This is a genomic window from Bordetella sp. H567 (genome assembly GCF_001704295.1).
Classification (GTDB): domain Bacteria; phylum Pseudomonadota; class Gammaproteobacteria; order Burkholderiales; family Burkholderiaceae_B; genus Bordetella_C.
Genome location: NZ_CP012334.1, coordinates 1,308,539 through 1,326,748, shown reverse-complemented (window position 1 = coordinate 1,326,748; position 18,210 = coordinate 1,308,539). Strand labels below are relative to the sequence as shown.

The 18,210-nt window shown below is 65.6% G+C and carries 16 protein-coding genes, 1 tRNA gene and 1 other RNA gene; 5 read left to right on the top strand and 13 right to left on the bottom strand.

The annotated features are described in order from the left end of the window. Positions 1 to 5: 5 nt before the first annotated feature. The 9 genes from carA to ffs all read right to left on the bottom strand — a co-directional run bounded on the left by carA (position 6) and on the right by ffs (position 9,270). Complete coding sequence (carA, locus tag AKI39_RS06005) at positions 6 to 1,190, bottom strand: glutamine-hydrolyzing carbamoyl-phosphate synthase small subunit (RefSeq protein ID WP_066633649.1); 1,185 nt, start codon at positions 1,188 to 1,190, stop codon at positions 6 to 8. A gap of 341 nt (positions 1,191 to 1,531) precedes the next feature. After that, positions 1,532 to 2,317: an ABC transporter permease gene (locus tag AKI39_RS06000; protein ID WP_066633646.1), complete on the bottom strand. Its 786-nt coding sequence runs from the start codon at positions 2,315 to 2,317 to the stop codon at positions 1,532 to 1,534. Between the two features lie 39 nt (positions 2,318 to 2,356). Continuing rightward, a complete protein-coding gene (locus AKI39_RS05995) occupies positions 2,357 to 3,163 on the bottom strand; it encodes an ABC transporter ATP-binding protein (protein ID WP_066633644.1) in 807 nt (268 codons plus the stop codon). Continuing rightward, positions 3,156 to 4,202, bottom strand: a complete 1,047-nt coding sequence (locus AKI39_RS05990; RefSeq protein WP_066633637.1) for an ABC transporter substrate-binding protein — start codon at positions 4,200 to 4,202, stop codon at positions 3,156 to 3,158. The genes AKI39_RS05995 and AKI39_RS05990 overlap by 8 nt, the downstream gene beginning before the upstream one ends. A 24-nt stretch (positions 4,203 to 4,226) precedes the next feature. Next, the gene (locus AKI39_RS05985) at positions 4,227 to 5,462 is read right to left on the bottom strand and encodes a CaiB/BaiF CoA transferase family protein (protein WP_066633635.1); all 1,236 of its coding nucleotides are present in this window, start codon (positions 5,460 to 5,462) and stop codon (positions 4,227 to 4,229) included. Positions 5,463 to 5,623: 161 nt separating this feature from the next. Continuing rightward, a complete protein-coding gene (gene recR / locus AKI39_RS05980; RefSeq protein WP_066633632.1) occupies positions 5,624 to 6,232 on the bottom strand; it encodes a recombination mediator RecR in 609 nt (202 codons plus the stop codon). Between the two features lie 58 nt (positions 6,233 to 6,290). Continuing rightward, entirely contained in the window at positions 6,291 to 6,617 is a 327-nt protein-coding gene (locus tag AKI39_RS05975; protein WP_066633629.1) for a YbaB/EbfC family nucleoid-associated protein, read from the bottom strand. 51 nt (positions 6,618 to 6,668) lie between these two features. Continuing rightward, the gene (locus AKI39_RS05970; protein WP_066633626.1) at positions 6,669 to 9,086 is read right to left on the bottom strand and encodes a DNA polymerase III subunit gamma/tau; all 2,418 of its coding nucleotides are present in this window, start codon (positions 9,084 to 9,086) and stop codon (positions 6,669 to 6,671) included. 86 nt (positions 9,087 to 9,172) lie between these two features. After that, positions 9,173 to 9,270, bottom strand: an RNA gene (gene ffs, locus AKI39_RS05965) — signal recognition particle sRNA small type. Positions 9,271 to 9,525: 255 nt separating this feature from the next. Here ffs and AKI39_RS05960 point away from each other — a divergent pair. From AKI39_RS05960 to pbpG, 4 genes are all read left to right on the top strand, one after another. Further along, on the top strand, positions 9,526 to 10,371 hold the full coding sequence (locus AKI39_RS05960) for a hypothetical protein (protein ID WP_066633624.1): 846 nt from the start codon (positions 9,526 to 9,528) through the stop codon (positions 10,369 to 10,371). 168 nt (positions 10,372 to 10,539) lie between these two features. Next, positions 10,540 to 11,322: a hypothetical protein gene (locus AKI39_RS05955; RefSeq protein ID WP_066633623.1), complete on the top strand. Its 783-nt coding sequence runs from the start codon at positions 10,540 to 10,542 to the stop codon at positions 11,320 to 11,322. Between the two features lie 567 nt (positions 11,323 to 11,889). Continuing rightward, positions 11,890 to 11,964 (top strand) — tRNA-Arg (locus AKI39_RS05950). A gap of 405 nt (positions 11,965 to 12,369) precedes the next feature. After that, complete coding sequence (gene pbpG / locus AKI39_RS05945) at positions 12,370 to 13,536, top strand: D-alanyl-D-alanine endopeptidase (protein ID WP_066633622.1); 1,167 nt, start codon at positions 12,370 to 12,372, stop codon at positions 13,534 to 13,536. 38 nt (positions 13,537 to 13,574) lie between these two features. Here the strand turns inward: pbpG and AKI39_RS05940 are convergent, their stop codons facing one another. After that, on the bottom strand, positions 13,575 to 14,477 hold the full coding sequence (locus AKI39_RS05940; RefSeq protein ID WP_066633619.1) for a LysR family transcriptional regulator: 903 nt from the start codon (positions 14,475 to 14,477) through the stop codon (positions 13,575 to 13,577). A gap of 125 nt (positions 14,478 to 14,602) precedes the next feature. Next, entirely contained in the window at positions 14,603 to 15,244 is a 642-nt protein-coding gene (locus AKI39_RS05935; protein ID WP_066633616.1) for an HD domain-containing protein, read from the bottom strand. 128 nt (positions 15,245 to 15,372) lie between these two features. Between AKI39_RS05935 and AKI39_RS05930 the strand changes: the two genes are divergently transcribed. Continuing rightward, a complete protein-coding gene (locus AKI39_RS05930) occupies positions 15,373 to 16,341 on the top strand; it encodes a GlxA family transcriptional regulator (RefSeq protein ID WP_066633614.1) in 969 nt (322 codons plus the stop codon). 99 nt (positions 16,342 to 16,440) lie between these two features. Here AKI39_RS05930 and ybaK read toward each other — a convergent pair whose 3' ends face one another. After that, positions 16,441 to 16,929, bottom strand: a complete 489-nt coding sequence (gene ybaK, locus AKI39_RS05925; protein ID WP_066642289.1) for a Cys-tRNA(Pro) deacylase — start codon at positions 16,927 to 16,929, stop codon at positions 16,441 to 16,443. A gap of 122 nt (positions 16,930 to 17,051) precedes the next feature. After that, on the bottom strand, positions 17,052 to 18,035 hold the full coding sequence (locus AKI39_RS05920; protein WP_066633611.1) for a tripartite tricarboxylate transporter substrate binding protein BugE: 984 nt from the start codon (positions 18,033 to 18,035) through the stop codon (positions 17,052 to 17,054). Positions 18,036 to 18,210 lie beyond the last annotated feature (175 nt).

Here is an 18,210-nt window from a genome sequence, read left to right as displayed (position 1 = left end):
ATCTTTTACGCGGTCTTGGCTTGGCCGGCCATCTGGCTGATGAACTTGTCGAACAACACGAGGATGTCGTGCGGCCCCGGGCTGGCTTCAGGGTGGCCCTGGAAGCAGAACGCGGGCCGGTCGCTCAGTTCAAAGCCCTGCAGCGTACCGTCGAACAACGAAATATGGGTGACGCGGGTGTTCTTCGGCAGGGTCGCCGCGTCGACCTCGAAACCGTGGTTCTGGCTGGTGATGAAGACCCGCTTGCTGTCGAGGTCCTGCACCGGATGGTTGGCGCCGTGGTGGCCGGTCTTCATCTTGCGGGTCTTGCCGCCCACGGCCAGGCCCATGATCTGGTGCCCCAGGCAAATGCCGAAGACGGGCAGCTTGCGGTCCAGGAAGGCGCGCGTGGCCTCGATGGCGTACTCGCAGGGTTCCGGGTCGCCGGGGCCGTTGGCCAGGAACAGGCCGTCCGGATTGAGCTTGAGCGCGTCCTCGGCCGGCGTCTGGGCCGGCACGAGGGTGATGTGGCAGCCACGGTCGGCCAGCAGGCGCAGGATGTTGCTCTTGACGCCGAAATCGTAAGCCACCACGTGGTACTTGCCGGTCTTGGGATGGGCATAGCCCTGCCCCAGCTGCCATGTACCCTGGTCCCATTGGCCGCGGCTGTCGATCGACACCGTCTTGGCCAGATCCTGGCCGGACATGCCGGGGAAAGCGCGCGCCAGCGCCACGGCGCGGTCGACGTCGTCGCCGACCAGGATGCAGCCGCCCTGGGCGCCTTTTTCGCGCAGGATGCGCGTCAGCTTGCGTGTATCGATGCCGGCGATGGCCACGATGCCCTGCGCCTTCAGGTACTCGGGCAGCGAACTGGTGGCGCGGAAGTTCGACACGCGCGCCGGGCAATCGCGCACGATCAGCCCGGAAGCGAACACCTGGCGCGACTCGACGTCCTCGGCATTGACGCCGGTATTGCCGATGTGCGGGTAGGTCAGCGTGACGATCTGGCCGGCATAGCTCGGATCGGTCAGGATTTCCTGGTAGCCGGTCATGGCGGTGTTGAACACCACCTCGGCCACGGTATGCCCGGGTGCGCCGATGGAGATACCTCGGAACACGGTACCGTCCGCCAAAGCCAGAATTGCAGGAGAAGGCCGATGCAGACCATCAGCCCCTGCTGAGAAAAGTCCTGGAAGAAGTTGCGGCAGCACGATAAACCCCGGTTTCAGAATCAGTAAGCAAACCTTGGGATTATACCGCGAACGGCCTCTTTCCCCGGAAAGCCGCGCCAGCCGGGGCTTTCCGCCCGATGTCGGGCATCCGCCCGCCGCACGAAACCGGTGCGACAAAAGCGGGGACGCCGCGGATCCGGGGTTCGCCCTCTCGACGCATGACACAGGTCTACCCAGACCGGGGACGCCGCGGATCCGGCTCCGCCGGTCCGCCAGCGTCGCCCCCTTGAGGGGGAAGCGCGCAGCGCTTCGGGGGTGGGCCTTCCCTTCCGCCAGCGTCGCCCCCTTGAGGGGGAAGCGCGCAGCGCTTCGGGGGTGGGCTATAGCTTCTCGGTTTCGCCGGCGCGCGGCTGCCACTTCATCAGGCGGCGCTCGACGAGCGTTACCAGGCCGTCCAGCACCAGTGCGAAAAGGGTCAGCACGACGATGCCGGCGAAGACCGTGTTCACGTCCAGCGTGCCTTCGGCCTGCAGGATCAGGTATCCGACGCCACTGGCCGAGCCCAGGTATTCACCCACGACCGCGCCCACGAAGGCCAGGCCCACGGACGTATGCAGGCTGGAGAATACCCAGCTGGTGGCCGAGGGCAGGTATACGTAGCGCAGCAACTGCCGGCGGTCCGCCCCCAGCATGCGGGCATTGTCCAGCAGCGTCGTGCTGACTTCACGCACGCCCTGGTAGACGTTGAAGAACACGATGAAGAACACCAGCGTGACCGCCAGCGCCACCTTGGACCAGATGCCCAGCCCGAACCACATGCCGAAGATGGGCGCCAGGATGACGCGCGGCATGGAGTTCGCCGCGGTGATGTAGGGATCGAGGATCGCGCTCGCCTTGGGCGACAAGCCCAGCCACAGTCCGCAGGCCAGGCCGGACACCGTCCCAATCAGAAAAGCCAGCACGGTTTCGGCCAGGGTGACCCACAAATGCCGGTAGATGTCGGCGTCGGTCACGAACCAGGCCCAGATCCGCTGGGCGACTTCCCAGGGCTGGCCGAAGAAAAACGCGATGTTGGGACTGCGCGAGGCGATATGCCAACCCAGCAGCAGGATGACCAACAGCGACACCTGCCAGATGCGCAGGGATTTGGAATCGGTTTTGATCATGGTGGAGGCGGGCAGCCGAGGCTCCTTCCGTTAAGGCCGCTAGGCCCGTTTCTGCTGGGCGTAGCCCTTGAGCACTTCCTCGCGCAACACGTCCCAGATGGCGGCGTGCAGCTCGACGAAGCGCGGATGCGTGCGGACTTCCGCCACGTCGCGGGGACGCGGCAGGTCGATGGCGAACTCGCCGATGGGATGGGTGGCCGGCCCGGCCGACAACACCACCACCCGGTCGCTCATCGCGATGGCTTCGTCCAGGTCGTGCGTAATGAACAGCACGGCCTTGCGCTTGGCCATCCAGAGCTCCAGGACTTCGTTTTCCATCAGCTGCCGCGTCTGGATGTCCAGTGCGGAGAACGGCTCGTCCATCAGGATGATGTCGGGGTCGCGGATCAGCGTCTGGGCAAGCATCACGCGCTTGCGCATGCCGCCCGACATCTGGTGCGGATAGCGCTGCTCGGAACCGCCCAGCCCCACCCGGCGCAGCCATTCGCCGCCGCGGTCGGCCGCTTCCCCGGGGGACATCCTGGCGAACTGCAGGCCGGCGGTCACGTTGTCCAGCGCATTGCGCCAGGGCATCAGGGCCTCGCCCTGGAACATATAGCCGGCGCGGCGATTGATGCCGGACAGCGGCTCGCCGAAGACGCGCACCTGGCCGGAAGACGGCGCCAGCAGGCCGGCCCCCACATTCAGCAAGGTGGACTTGCCGCAGCCCGTCGGGCCGACCACGGACACGAACTCGCCTGGCGCGATGGACAGGCTCGCTTCGCGGACGGCGGTGTAGCGTCCGCCCCCTTCCCGCGAAACGAAAGTGCAGGTGATGTTGTCCAGCGACAGTGCAGCGTCAGCCATTCGGATACTTCTGGTTGGCGCGCTTGGCGAACTCGTTGGTCCACATCTTGGACGGATCGACCTTCTTGGGATCGAAGTCGGGCACGAAGGCGGCCAACGCCTTCACGGCCGTGGCCGCGCCGTCTTCCGGGATCATGCCGTCCGGCGAGAAGCCGTCCATGCTGGCGCGCAGCGACGCCTTGTAGACCTCCGGCTCGCCCAGAAGATAGCTCTTGGGCACGGCGTTGGCGATGGCGTCCAGGTTGTTTTTCTGCGCCTGGATCCACTTGTCGGCGCGCACGATGGCGTTGGCCAAGGCCTGAACCGTGTTCGGATTGGCGTCGATGTAGCTTTGCGAGCAATACAGGCAGCCGGCCGGCATATTGCCGCCGAAGATCTCCTGCGTGTCCTTCAGCGTGCGGGTATCGACGATGATTTTCAGGTCGCCGGAGTGTTCCAGCGACGTGACCACCGGATCGGTATTCGAAATGGCATCGATCTGGCCCGTCTTCAAGGCGGTGATCGCGCCGGCGCCCGCGCCCACGCCGATGATGGACACGTCCGACGGCTTCAGGCCATGCTTGGCCAGGAAAAAGTTGACGACCATGTTGGTGGAGGAGCCCGGCGCGGTGACGCCGATCTTCTTGCCCTTCAGGTCGGCCGGCGACTTGTAGTTCGGCATGTTCTTGGTGGACACGCCAAAACCGATCATGGGCGCGCGGCCCTGCAGCACGAAATCGCGGTAGAACTGGCCCTTGGACTGCAGGTTCAGCGCGTGCTCGAAGGCCCCGGAGACGACGTCCGCGCTGCCGCCCACGACGGCCTGCAAGGCCTTGGCGCCGCCGGCGAAGTCGGCGATGGTGACGTCCAGCCCTTCATCCTTGAAGTAGCCGCGCACCTCCGCGATGGTCAGCGGCAGATAGTAGGTCAGCGGCTTGCCGCCCACGGCGATCGCGACCTCTTTCTTTTCCAGCTTCTGCGCCCGCACGATGGCGGGGGCCAGGCCCAGGGCGCCGGCCGCACCGGCAAGCTTGAGCCAATCACGTCGAGTCACGGACATTTTTTTGTCTCCAGGTAATGAATCCTATGTGCCGATGGCGCCCGAAGCAGCCAGGGCGGCGATAGCCGCAGCATCATACCCCAGCGATTTCAGCACTTCCTCGGTATGTTCCCCTAAGCGCGGCCCCAGCCAGCGCGTGCCGCCAGGGGTTTCGGACAGCTTGGGCGTGACCGCCGGCAGCTTGACCGGCGTACCGTCGGCGAAGCGGTGCTGCTCGATCATGCCCCGCGCGATGAACTGGGGATCGCGAAACATATCCGCCACGCTATAGATCTTGCCGACCGGGACGTCGGCCTGCTGCAAGGCCTCCAGCGCTTCGTCGATGGTGCGCGTATCGCACCACGCCTGGATGGCGCCGTCGATGTCGTCCACCCGCCGCGCCCGGCCGTCGTTGCGCGCCAGGGCGGGATCGTGGGCCAGGTCCTCGCGCCCGATGGCCAGCATCAGCCGATGGAAGATGGCATCGCCGTTGCCGGCGATGACGATATTCTGCCCATCGCGCGTGGTGTAGGTGTTGGACGGCACGATGCCGGGCAAGGCGCCGCCCGTGCGCTCGCGTACCACGCCGGCCACGTCGTATTCCGGCACCAGGCTTTCCATCAGGTTGAAGACCGCCTCGTACAGCGCCACGTCGACCATCTGCCCCTGGCCGCCCGACACGCCGTTCCAGCGCCCCCCCGTCGCGTCGCGGTGGCGCAGGGCCATCATGGCGCCGATGACGCCATGCAGCGCGGCGATCGAATCGCCGATGGAGATGCCCACCCGCACCGGCGGCCGGTCCGGATGGCCGGACACATAACGCAGGCCGCCCATGGATTCGCCGATCGCCCCGAAACCGGGGCGGTCGCGCAGCGGCCCCGTCTGGCCATAGCCGGACAGGCGGACCATGATGGTGGCAGGGTTCAGCGCCCGCAGCTGCTCATAGCCCAAGCCCCATTTCTCCAGGACGCCGGGCCGGTAGTTCTCGACGATTACGTCCGCGTCCAGCGCCAGTTTCAAGGCGATTTCGCGGGCGACCGGGTCCTTCATGTTCAAGGCCACCGAGCGCTTGTTGCGAGCCTGAACCGTCCACCAGAGCGAATTGCCTTCATGCAGGTGGCGCCAGGTGCGAATCGGGTCGCCGCCGCCCTTGCCGTCCGGCCCCTCGGGGGTTTCGATCTTGATGACGTCGGCGCCGAATTCGCCGAACAGGCGGGCGGCAAAGGGCCCCGCGATCAGCGTGCCCAACTCCAGGACTTTCAAACCGGCCAAGGCGGACATGGCAGGAGTCTCCGTGGTTCTTGTCAGCGCAGTGCCGGACGTTGCGGCCGCTGCTTCTTCGGGATGGGGGATACCAGGATCCAGGCGTCTTCGGAACGTGGACGCTTCGAAACCGGAATCTTCGGTCGTGCCGATGATGCCGGCGACGCCATGCCGCGAGCCTAGGTGGACTTGCGCTCCATCAAGGCCCAGGCGATGGTGCCGGCATCCACGTATTCCAGTTCGCTGCCGGCCGGCACGCCACGCGCCAGGCGCGTCACCGACAGGCCGCGTTCACGCAGGGCTTCATTGAGGAAATGCGCCGTCGTCTCCCCTTCCGCCGTGAAGTTGGTGGCCAGTATGACCTCCGTGACGACACCGTCGCCCGCGCGCGTCAGCAAGCGCTCGAAATCGAGCTCCCGGGGACCGACACCCTCCAGCGGTGCCACGCGGCCCATCAGGACGTAGTACAGGCCGCGATAGCCGTGGCTGGACTCGATCATGTTCTGGTCCGCCGGCGTTTCGACGATGCACAGCTGAGTGGGATCCCGCTTGGGATTGCTGCACGTGACGCAGATCTCGTCTTCCGTGAAGCTGTTGCAGCGCGCGCAGTGCCGCAGGTTATGCACGGCCGATGCGAGAGCCTGGCCCAGCAGGTCCGCGCCGCGCGGATCGTGCTGCAGCAGGTGGTACGCCATGCGCCGTGCCGAGCGCACGCCCACGCCGGGCAGGCGCCGCAGCGCTTCGATCAGCGCGCGCAGCGGTTCGGGTTCGGGAAGTGAAGGATCCATGGGGCGCGCGGGCGCCAGGCGGCACACGCTCCGCGTGCCCCGCCGGCGCGCCGATTGTTCAGAACGGAAACTTCATTCCCGGGGGCAGGGGCATGCCGGCCGTCACGGACGACATCTTTTCCTGGGCGGTCGCTTCGGCCTTGCGCAGGGCGTCGTTGAAGGCGGCCGCAACCAGGTCTTCCAGCATGTCCTTGTCGTCGCCCACCAGCGAGGGATCGATGACGATGCGCTTGACGTCGTTGCGGCAGGACATGGTCACCTTGACCAGGCCGCCACCGGACGTCCCTTCGACCAGGACGTCGGCCAGCGCCTCCTGCGCCTTTTTCATGTTTTCCTGCATCTGCTGGGCCTGACGCATCAGGCCCGCCAATTGTCCTTTCATCATGATGGAAGCATCCTTTTCAGCGGATAAACGAATAGAGGAAGACGGCGGCGATCAACGCGGCGCCGCCGGCGGCGAATCCACGTGGCGGATAGAGCCGGGCACCACCTGGCCACCGAAATCCGACAATAGCGAGCGCACGAAGGGATCGGCCTGGACCGCGGCCTCCGCGGCGCGCTGGCGTTCGGCGCGTTCCTGCTGCGCCACGGCATGCGCGGTGGCCTCGCCCGTGGCGCCCACCAGGACATCCAGCCGCAGGCTTTGCCCGAAATGCTCACACAGCACGGTCTGCAGACGCACCCGGCTGGCGCTGTCGGCCAGGGTGCGGACGGCCACGCGCAGCATGACGGTGTCGCCCTGCACGCCATGCCATTCGCTCTGGCGGGCCAGTTCGGCGGCAAGCCCGGTCACGGGCAGGCGCGCGGCCAGTTCCGGCCAGTTCGCCTCCGACATATCGGCCAGGCGGGGCCGCTGGCGGGACTTGCCGCCGGACGCGGGCGCACGGCGCACCGGCGCGGCGGCGGGCGCTGTCGGGACACGGTCGCCGGGACTGGCCATGGTCTCGAAGTCATCGTCGTCGTCCGGGCTGGCGATGAAGCCGCCGTCGTCGGGGCCGGACGATACATAGCCGCCCTCCGCGTCGTCGGGGATGATTTCATCAACCCACGCCGGCGGCCCGCCGTCGTCTTTCGGCGTCGCCGCGACACCGTTCGTGGCGGCAGGGGCAGCGCGGGCTTCGCGAGGACGTTCAGGCGCGGCGGTATCGCGGGCGTCCCGCTTGCCGGGCTTTGCATCAGCCGCGTCATCCCAGGGTGCGATACCGGCTGCCGGAACAGGGGCCGGCGTAGTCGAGGCGGCCGGCGGCGTCACCGCCAGAGCCGCGGCGCCGGGCGAAGACGTTCCTGGCGTCGACGTACGCGCCGGCACGCCGGGCGCGGCCTCGGCCACCACGGGCGCGGAGACGGGTGCCGGCGTGGCGGGCTCGCTCCCCGGGCCGGATGGCCCGGCCGCCGGCGTGGGCGGCATGGACGAAGCAGCGGTAGTCGTAGACGAAGCGGGCGCAGCCGAAGCCGCCGTTGACGGCGTGCTTGCGGCCGAAGCGGCGGTTGATGGCGCGATTGCGGCCGGAGCCGCCGTGTCCGCGGGTGTGGCGGCCAAAGCTGGAGCAGCAGGTGCGGTGCTGGTGGCAGGTGTAGAGGCAACAGGTGCAATGGCGGCAGGCGCCGTCGTTGCAGCCGGGGGCGCCGTGGATGCGTTCGATGCCGTGGATGCCGTGGACGCCGAGGAAGCCGTGGATACCGTCGATGTCGCGGCGGCCGTTGCAGCGGCGCCCGCCGGCGCCTCCGCGCTCGTGGCCGGCGGCATGGCGGGCATGGCCTGCGGCCCGGCCTCACCGCTCAGCGACAGCATGCGCAGGCAGGCCATCACGAAGCCCGCATATTCGTCCGGCGCCAGCGCGAGTTCGCCGCGGCTGTGCACGGCAACGGAATAGAAAAGCTGCACCGCATCGGGATGCAGGCTGCGCGCCAGGCGCGCGATATCCCCCGCCAGCGGATCGTCCGAGGAAATCGCGCCCGCAACGCGCTGTTCGATGGCCACCCGCGACAGCAGGCCCGCCAGGTCCGCCAGCGCGCCGCCATACGACAGCCCGCGCGTCGCGAGCTCATCGGCGACGGCCAGCACGGCCGGCGCATCGCCGACGCCAAGGGCATCGAGCAGGCGCACCAGGTGGCGCTGATCGATGGTGCCCAGCATGCCGCGCACGGCTTCTTCAGTCAGGTTGCCCGCGCTGTACGCGATGGCCTGGTCGGTCAGCGACAGCGCGTCGCGCATGGAACCCGAGGCGGCTTGCGCGATCAGGCGCAGCGCCGGCACCTCGAAGGCCAATTGCTCATCGCCCAGCACCTGGCGCAGGTGGCCGACGATGGCATCGGGCGGCATCTGCTTCAGGTTGAACTGCAGGCAGCGCGACAACACCGTGACCGGAATTTTCTGCGGATCGGTGGTCGCCAGGATGAACTTGACGTGCGGCGGCGGCTCTTCCAGCGTCTTCAACATGGCGTTGAAGGCGTGGCCGGTCAGCATGTGGACTTCGTCGATCATGTAGACCTTGAAGCGCCCTGCCCCCGGCGAATAGACCGCCTGTTCCAGCAGCTGCGTCATTTCGTCGACGCCGCGATTGGAGGCCGCGTCCAGTTCCAGGTAATCGACGAAGCGGCCGGCATCGATTTCCGTGCAGGCCTGGCAGACGCCACAGGGCTTGGAAGTGACGCCCGTTTCGCAATTGAGCGACTTGGCCAGGATGCGCGACAGCGTCGTCTTGCCCACCCCACGCGTACCGGTGAACAGCCAGGCGTGATGCAGCCGCTGGGCATCCAGCGCATGCGTGAGGGCGCGCACCACATGATCCTGCCCGACCAGGGTATCGAACGAGCGGGGCCGCCACTTGCGGGCCAATACGAGATAGGTCATGGGCGGATTGTAGAGCCGGCGGCGCGCAGAACAAGAAAGGACGGAACGATGCCGGGCACCTGATCCGTCCTTTGCTGGCGTATTCGAAAGGCGAGCCTTACTCCGGCACTGACCCTAAACGGCTATGGCTGCTTCGTTCCCGACCTGACCAGGTTCACCGCCGGACCATGCGAAGGGGCCCGCCAGCACGGATTCTAGCAGGTCATAACGATACGCGCCGTGACCCGCGTGCGGCGATCGCGCACCGCCCCCCCGGGATGCACACGGGCGGCCGCTTGTCCGCATCGGATACGTAGGAGCCGGGCGCGACAACGGGGTAATCCCGTCTGCAACGTCATTTGCAAACGGGGACAGGGCGGACCCCCCCCATCACCCAGGCACGAACGCCCGCATTGATCGGCATTCGGCGATCAAGAGCTGTTTATCGGAGATTCGAAATATGACTATCGCCACCGTCCATATCGCAACGCCATATGTGCCCGTCATCGCGAGACAACCGGATGAGCATTCCCAGGTCCGCAAATATCTGGCGCCGGAAGACACGGCATTCTTGAACGCCCGAGGCGCATGGGGCGAACCCAACACCAACATCGAGGCGGCTTTCGTCAGCCTTGCCCAACGCATTTATGCGGAAGACCCCGACAATCCCGACGTAGTCCACCCCTACGCCTACTACGACGGGCCGATCGCGCAAAACAACGAAGCCGCGCTCGCCTCGCTGGGCTTCATGCTCCAGCAGCCTTACCTGCCGCAGGAAGCCAAGGCGACCCTGCAACAGTCCGTGGACACCTTGCTCGTCACGCGGGAACGCCCCAAGGAGCAAATGACCCGATTGCTCGAAGAAGCCAAGCTGGTGCTGTCCCAACGCGGCGTCACCGGCGAAGCCCAGGTCGTCGAAGCCACCCACATCATCGATGCGGTCCTGAACAATATCCGCTCCTTCGACAAACCCGGTACGTCCGAGGAAGCCGCGAAGTTCTTCCAGATCTACTCCGGAGAGGTCAAATCGGCTTGCGAGCTCGCGGTTGGAATGGGAAGAAACCCCTATCCCTTGTCGAAGCAACTGCACGCCGCCTACAAGGCCGACCCGGGATCGTTCGATCAAAAGGCGCAACAGGTGCTGGAATCCGTGCAGCCGCAGGCGCGGACCATGGCGGAAACGTTGAAGGCCGTGCTGGGTCCTTACGCACAGATTTCGCCGCCGGAGTCGGGTGAGGCGCGCCAGGAACCGCAAAACGCGGGCCAAGACCAGACCCAACGCAAGACCGCCTGGCAGCCGGTGTAAGGGCGCCCCGCGCGATCGTTAACGAAAGTTGGGGAGGGCAACACGGCGGGCGCGCGCACGCGTTGTTGTTCCCCCGTATCAATATCCACATGGACCTTCGAAAACATGACTATCGGATCACTGCCCCTAGTTCAAACAGGATATGCCACCGCGCCTGCGTCCCAGCCCATGCGCGATACGCTTACGCACCTGGATAGAACCCTACCAAAGGAAGACATCAAATACATGAATGTCCGGGGGACGCGTGGCTCGCCCGACTCTGATCAGGATCGTTTTACGGCACTGGCCAAACGCATTTATGACAATCCTGCCAACCCCGACCAGTCACGGCTGTCCGCCTATTACGCCGGCCAGCCGGCGTCGGACATGGAGCCGCAGGCCGGGCCGACGAACCCGGCTCCCGGGCTGAGGCCTTCGACCAGCAATACCGAGGCAATCCTGGTGGACAAGCAGAGCATACTGCTGCCCACCACGGAGATCCCCAGCTGGCAAATGACGGCTTTGCTCCAGGAAGCCAAACTCGTCCTCGCCCAGCGGGGCGTCGATGGCGAGGCGCAAGTCGCCGAAGCCATGGACATCATCGATGCGGTGCTTCGCAATATCCAGAGTTTTGAAACAATAAGCACGTCCGAGCAGGCGCGCGAATTCAACAACGTCTATTCCCTGGACATCAAGAAAAACTGCGAATTCGTAGTGGGCTGCGGAAGAGACCCGTACCCCCTGGTAAGGCAATTAGACAACCGCCAGGAAACGGACGCGTCATTCGATAAGAGATTCCAGCAAGCGATGGAATCCGTGCGGCCGCAGGCCCGCTCCATGGCCGAAGAGCTCAAGGATATTCTGCGTCCTTATGCGCAGATGTCTCCGCCGCGCAGCGAAAAATTGGCTGACGAAGCCGCTTCCGCCGGCCAAACGCCGGCGCAGCCTTCCGGCACGTGGCAAAGGGCATAACGCCATCCGACCTTGGGCGCGCCATCGAAAGGATGGCGCCACGCTCAAGTACCCCCGCCCGCCATGCGAAGGTTCGCCGGGCGGGAGCGCTGCCTGTCACGCGACCGTTGGCACATACAGCCAGGGACGTAAAGGGACCGACAAGCCACGGACCGGCAAACCACCTTTTCCACGAACGGCCCGTATCGACCGACTATCCATAGCCACATGGAGACTTGAAATATGACTATCGCCGGGCGCCTTGCGCCTGGATTTTGGCGTCGAACGTCCTGCTGATAGACTTGCGCCCGGCATTGCTTATCCGCACGCGCCACCTGGCGCCGGTCTTTGCAATCGCGGCCATGATCCTTGCCCTGCTGTCCTAGTTCTGTAGGCGCGAAGGCCCTGCAGAATAGGCAGCGCGACATCAACATTGCGTTGATGAACGAGATGTCGAAGATTTGGATCTGATGGGATTGCGAGATAAATCGTGATATAGTTTTGGCCTGCTCTTCCCTAGAAAAATCAATAGCTTAGACAAAGATCCAGGGTTTTTCAGGGATTGCTCGATCCCTGCAAGAAGCACATCTCGCCGTAGTTAAATGGATATAACCGGCCCCTCCTAAGGGTCAATTGGTGGTTCGATTCCACCCGGCGAGGCCAACCGCGCCTGCATCCGCGATCCCCCTCCCCGTTCTCCTCCTCCTCGCCCTCCCGTTTGCCACGCTGGCCCTTCGGCAAAAAAACTCGCCGGATATCTTCACGGGGACCTTTCCCGATTCGGCTGTGTCGCCGTGTCGGCGCTCTCGGCGCAACGCCGGACGCAAGCCTCCCTCCCCCGCTCCATTGATTAGCCCCATTCCTCGTGGTTGACCCCATCCCTCGTGGGCGATATAGCGGTACGGATGAGCACGGCCCCCAGGATGGGTCCGAGGACCCGTCAGAGAATTTTCCCGGATTAGCTTAAAAAGATTGTTTAAATTGTCAGGCTAACCCTATAATTCCACTCAATTTTCTGACAGCCCATCCTGTGGGCGCGTCGCTCAGCCTTACGGATCCGTCTTACCTATGGCGCTATTTCCGACACGTTCGGTCGTGACAGCGGTGGCCCCGCTACTGGTCGCGGCATCGCTATTGCTCTCGCCCGGCGCCCGCGCCGCCGCCGATCCCTGCAAGACCGACGCGAAGTCGTCGGCCTGCAAGGCCGTCCAAGCCAAGACCGCGGCAAAGAAAACCACCACCACTACGGTGACCAAGTCCACCACGACCGCGAAGGCGGGCAGCAAGACCACGGTGGCGAAGACCGAGACCAAGACCACCACGGTGGCCAAGAAGGCCGCCAGCGGCAAGACAAGCACCACGACGCGCAAGGAAGTCGTTGCCGACACGACCACCAAATCGGGCAAGAAGGTGGTCAGCCATACCGCCACCGCCACGCGCAGCAAAGTGTCCGCCGCCGCCACGCCGGCCTCGACCTCGGCGCAGGCCGCGGCCCTGCGCTCCAGCGTCGCCTATGTGCAGGACCTGGCCACCTCCACGGTGCTGTTCTCGAAGAACGAGGACACCATCCGGCCCATCGCCTCGATCTCCAAGCTGATGACGGCGCTGGTGATCGTCGATGCCAACCAGCCCATGGACGAGGTGCTGGAAGTCAGCGATGACGATATCGACCGGCTGCGCCATGCCGCGTCGCGCCTGCCCGTGGGTTCGCGCCTGACGCGCGCGGACATGCTGCACGTGGCGCTGATGTCCTCCGAAAACCGCGCGGCGCATGCGCTGGGACGCTACTACCCCGGCGGAATGCCCGCCTTCGTCAAGGCCATGAACGCCAAGGCGCGCGACCTGGGCATGATGGACACGCACTTCGTCGAACCTACCGGCCTGTCCAGCGAAAACGTTTCCTCGCCGCGCGACCTGGTTCGCCTGCTGCGCGCGGCATCGCAGCGCCCCATGATCCACCGCTACACCACCGACACGGAATACGACGTGGACATGGGCAAGGGCCACACGCGCACCTTCCGCAACACCAATGCGCTGGTCCGCAATGCCGACTGGGATATCAAGGTGTCCAAGACGGGCTTCATCAATGAAGCCGGCGAATGCCTCGTCATGCTGGCTCACATCCAGGGCCGCGACCTGGCCATCGTGCTGCTGGACGCGCAGGGCAAGTATTCGCGCATCGCCGATGCCTTGCGCATCCGCAAATTCGTGCAGAACGAAGTCGCGATGATGTAAAGACATGGTGATCGTCAACGCCAGCCTGCCAAGGCGTTTCAACGATCACCGGCCTGCCGCGCGGCGAATTCGCCCGCGGCCCAGTCCAGGAACACCCTGACCCGCGGCGACAGCTGCCGCGCACGCGGATAAAGCAGCGATACGGGCGCCGCCGGCGGCGGCGTCTCGCGCAGCAGCTCGATCAGCCTGCCCTGCCGCAAATCCTCTTGCACATGAAAGCGCGGCACCTGGGCCAGGCCGAGCCCCAGGCGTATCCCCGCGAGGTAGCTCTCGGTTCCTGTCACCGATAGGGTGCAAGGCAGGGCGAGCGCACGGGTCTGCTCGCCCACGCGGAATTCCAGTGGAGTGACCGTACCGGTGGTCAGCGACCGTATGCCCACCATCCGGTGTCCGGCAAGCGCGTCGATGTCCGCCGGCGTGCCGTGGCGCTCCAGATATTCCGGCGTGGCGCAGGTCAGGCGTTCCAGCATGGTGACTGGCCGCGCCACCAGTTCGCTGTCGCGCAGCTGGCCGTAGCGCAGGACGCAATCGACGCCTTCCTGCACCAGGTCCACCCAACGATCGCTCTCGCTCATTGAGAGTTCGATATCGGGATAGCGGGCAAAAAAAGCCGGCAATCCCGGCATCAGGAAATGGCGGGCCAATGTGCCCTGCACCTCTACCCGCAACTGTCCCTTGGGATGCTGGCCGCGGAAGGCGCCCTCTGCGTCCTCGATGTCATCGAGGATGCCCAGGCAGCGACGATAGTAGGCTTCGCCATCCAGTGTCGGCCGCACCACGCGCGTGGTCCGCTGCAGCAGCCGCACGCCCAGGCGCAGCTCCATTTGGCGGATGACCTTGGTGCAGGTAGACCGCGGAATATCCATGTCGTGCGCGGCCAGCGTGAAGCTGCGGCGCTCCACGACCCGGATGAATAGGCGCATCGCGTCGAGTCTGTCCATGGCGGCCGGCGGGGTCGGTTGCGGTGAGGATGGGTACGCGGATCCTTCCCGGCACCGCAATCCTGCGCGGCGCCGGAAAAGCGCCAGCGATTGTAGCCGCGCCCGCCTTGGCACATGGCATGGCGTCAGGAGCGCCAGGAGGACTGGCGAATGACGCTGCAGAAGTTGCCCCGATGGAAATGCGGGTCCTTGTCGGCCAGGACGTCGGCCTTGACGTTGCCGAAGGTCGTATCGGGCTTGTGCTTGATGCCGTCGTAGAAGGTCTGGATGATGTTTTCCTTGAAGTTGTCCCCGCGCGGATGCGCGTGCACGACAGCTTCGCGGTCGGCTTCGTTGAATCCCGAATAGTCGATGCCCAGGACGTCCATCTCCACCCCTGCGGTCAGCAGCGCGACGACGGGGTGCATGTGCTCAGGAATGCCGGGCGTGGTATGCAGCGCGATGGCGGTCCACACCAGGTCGACATCCTGGTGGGAGATACCGCGGCTCTGAAGGAAGCCCCGCGCCACGTTGGCCCCGTCCACTTCGAAACGCAAATTGTCGCTGGCATGCTCATGGGTCAGCCCCATGTCATGGAACATGGCGCCCGCGTAAAGGAGCTCCGGGTCGAACTTCAGGCCGCGCCGCTCCCCGGCAAGGGCGGCAAAGTAATACACCCGGCTGGAATGGTGGAAAAGCAGCGGCGATTCGGTATCGCGGACCAGGTCCGTGATCTCGCGGGCGAGTTGGCTGTCGGGAATGGCGATGTTGCCGATCTTGAGGGTCATGATGGCTACTCCAAAAAAAGTGTGTGCAGTCATTGTGAAACCGCGGCCTCATGGCATCAATCGGCGCAATACGTCGTATACTGCCATTTCACGTGCTATCGAGACATGGCGTCGCGCCTCATCCAAATATGCCCAAATCCATTGCCGTTCTTGCTCTGCCGGGCGTCCAGCTGTTGGATATCTCCGGTCCCCTGGATGTGTTCGCCCAGGCCAACCTGGAGGCCGGGCGGGAGTACTACACCTTGCATGTGATCGGCTGCGAGCCAGGGCCGGTCCGCAGCTCCTCCGGGGCGCGGATCCTGCCGGATACGGTGGCCGGACAGGCGGACGACCGGTTCGATACCCTGCTGGTCGCAGGGGCCCCGCACGCCCACGAGCTGCACCTGCCCGCGCATCTGGCCCCGTGGCTGCGCGACTGCGCGTCGCGATCGCGGCGCTACGGCTCGGTTTGCACCGGCGCCTTCGTCCTGGCCGCGGCCGGGCTGCTGGATGGCCGCCACATCACCACACATTGGGCATCGGCCGAAGCGCTGATCCAGGCCTACCCCACGGTCACGGTGGACGAAGACGCCCTATACGTGCGCGACGGCAAGCTGCGCACCGCCGCCGGCGTAACGGCCGGGTTGGACCTGGCCCTGGCGCTGGTGGAAGAAGACCTGGGGCGGGAGATCGCGCGGCGCGTGGCCAGCCAATTGGTCATGTTCTTCAAGCGGCCCGGCGGCCAATTGCAGTTCAGCCGCAAGGGCGAAACCCATCCCGCCGGCCGTTCCGTCCTGCAAGAGGTGCAGCGCTGGGTTGCGGCCCATCCGGGGCTGCGGCATGACGTGCCGAGCCTGGCGCAACACGCGGGACTGAGTCCGCGCCACTTCGCCCGGCTGTTCCGCACCCAGACCGGCATCACGCCCGCGGCATGGGTGGAAGCGGCCCGCGTATCGGCCGCCCGTTCCCTGCTGGAAAGCGGCTCGCGGACACCCAAGCAGGTCGCGGCGGAATGCGGCTTCGCCAATGCCGATACGCTGCGCCGCACCTTCTACAAGCATGTCGGCGTGACCCCGGCCGAATACAGGCGCCGCCATGCGCATCCGCACGACGCGTGAAGGACGCGCCGCATCGCCCACCGCGCGCGGCGCCTGGCGCGCATCGCCGGGACATTCCCGGCCGCGCTGCCATCGCGACACCGGCAAGGCGTCCCGCCACTAATCCAAGGCCACCGAGACCGGACGCGCACCCAGCAGGTCGACCAGCACGGCCGGGGCAATGCCGACCAGGTAGCCCCGCCGGCCGCCGTTGATGTAGATGGTGGAGTGCTCCAGCACGCTGGCCTCCACCCAGACCGGCATGCGCTTGCGTGTGCCGAAAGGCGACGTGCCGCCCACCTGGTAGCCAGAGTGGCGCTGCGCCGCTTCCGGCTGGCACGGCGCGACCTTCTTCAGGCCGGCCTGCCGCGCCAGGTTCTTGGTGGAGACCTCGCGGTCTCCGTGCATCAGCACGATCAGCGGCCGCGCGGCCTCGTCTTCCATGACCAGCGTCTTGACGACGGCATGCGGGTCCAGGCCCAGTTGGCGCGCGGCTTCGCCGGCCCCGCCGTGGTCGACGTAGTCGTAGGTGTGCTCGGTATAGGCCACCTTGTGCTGCTTCAAGAATTGCGTCGCCGGGGTTTCGGAGACGTGTCGGCTCTTGCTCATGGCGGCATTGTAGGCGCTCGCCATGCCGGGGTACGTCGCGCATGCTGCTACGCCCAGGCACGGCCGCGGAAAAAAAAGCCAGGCACACCGGCCTGGCTTTTTTCCCATCGGCATCGCGCCGCTTATTCGAGCTTGATGTTCTGCTTCTTCACGATTTCCTTGGCCCAGTCGTACTGCGAGCGGATTTCCTTGGCGAATTCCTCGGGCGTATTGCCCGAAGCTTCGGAGCCCTGCTCGTCCAAGGCCTTGATCACCCTGGGATCCTTCAGCGCCACCACGGCGGCATTGCGCAGCTTGTTCACGACGTCCATGGGCGTGCCGGCGGGCGCCAGCAGGCCATACCACACCGGCTGGTTGACCGACGGGTAGCCCACCTCGGCGAAGGTCGGCACGTCAGGCATGGACTTGATGCGCGTCGGCCACGCCACCGCCATCGGCTTGATGGCCTTCGCCTGGATCTGCGGCATGGACGACGGCAGGTTGTCGAACAGGATTTCGATCTGGCCGCCCACCACGTCGGCCAGCGCGGGGCCCGAGCCCTTGTAGGGAACGTGCACGATGTCCGTCCCCGTGGCCAGCTTGAACGATTCGCCCATCAGGTGCAGCACGCCGCAGGTGCCCGAGCTGCCGTAGGAATACTTGCCCGGATTCTTCTTCAGCCGATCGAGGAATTCCTTGAAGTCCTTGACCGGCAGCTTCTTCGGATTCACCGACACCACATTGGCGGTGTTGGCGAAGTTGGTGACCGGCTGGAAGTCCTTGATCGGATCGTAGGGCAGGTCGTTGGGACGGCAGGCCGGGTTCACGGCCATCGTCGACACCGTCGCGATGGACAAGGTGTAGCCGTCGGGCGCGGCCTTGGCGGCTTCCGCCGCGCCGATCGCGCCACCCGCGCCGCCCTTGTTCTCGATCACCATGGGCTGGCCCAGCTCCTGGCTCATGCGCTGCGTGACCAGGCGCGCGATGATATCGGTGGAGCCGCCGGGAGCGAACGGCACGATTACGCGTATGGCATGGCTGGGGTATTTGTCGGCGGCCTGCGCAGATGCGGCCAGGGCACCCGCGCCCAGCCCGATGGCCATCGCCAGCGTGCGGATTTTCATCATGGACTGATCTCCTGTATGTTCTTCAACCCGCCCTTTGCGGGCTGATTTGGCTGCGGGCGTGCATTCCTTCGCCTCATGGGCAGGTGCACGCTCCTGCACGACCGCGCAGGATAGCAGCATTTTTTTACACGAGGTACCGGGGCAAGCCCTTGGTCCCGCGACCGCGGACTTGCGA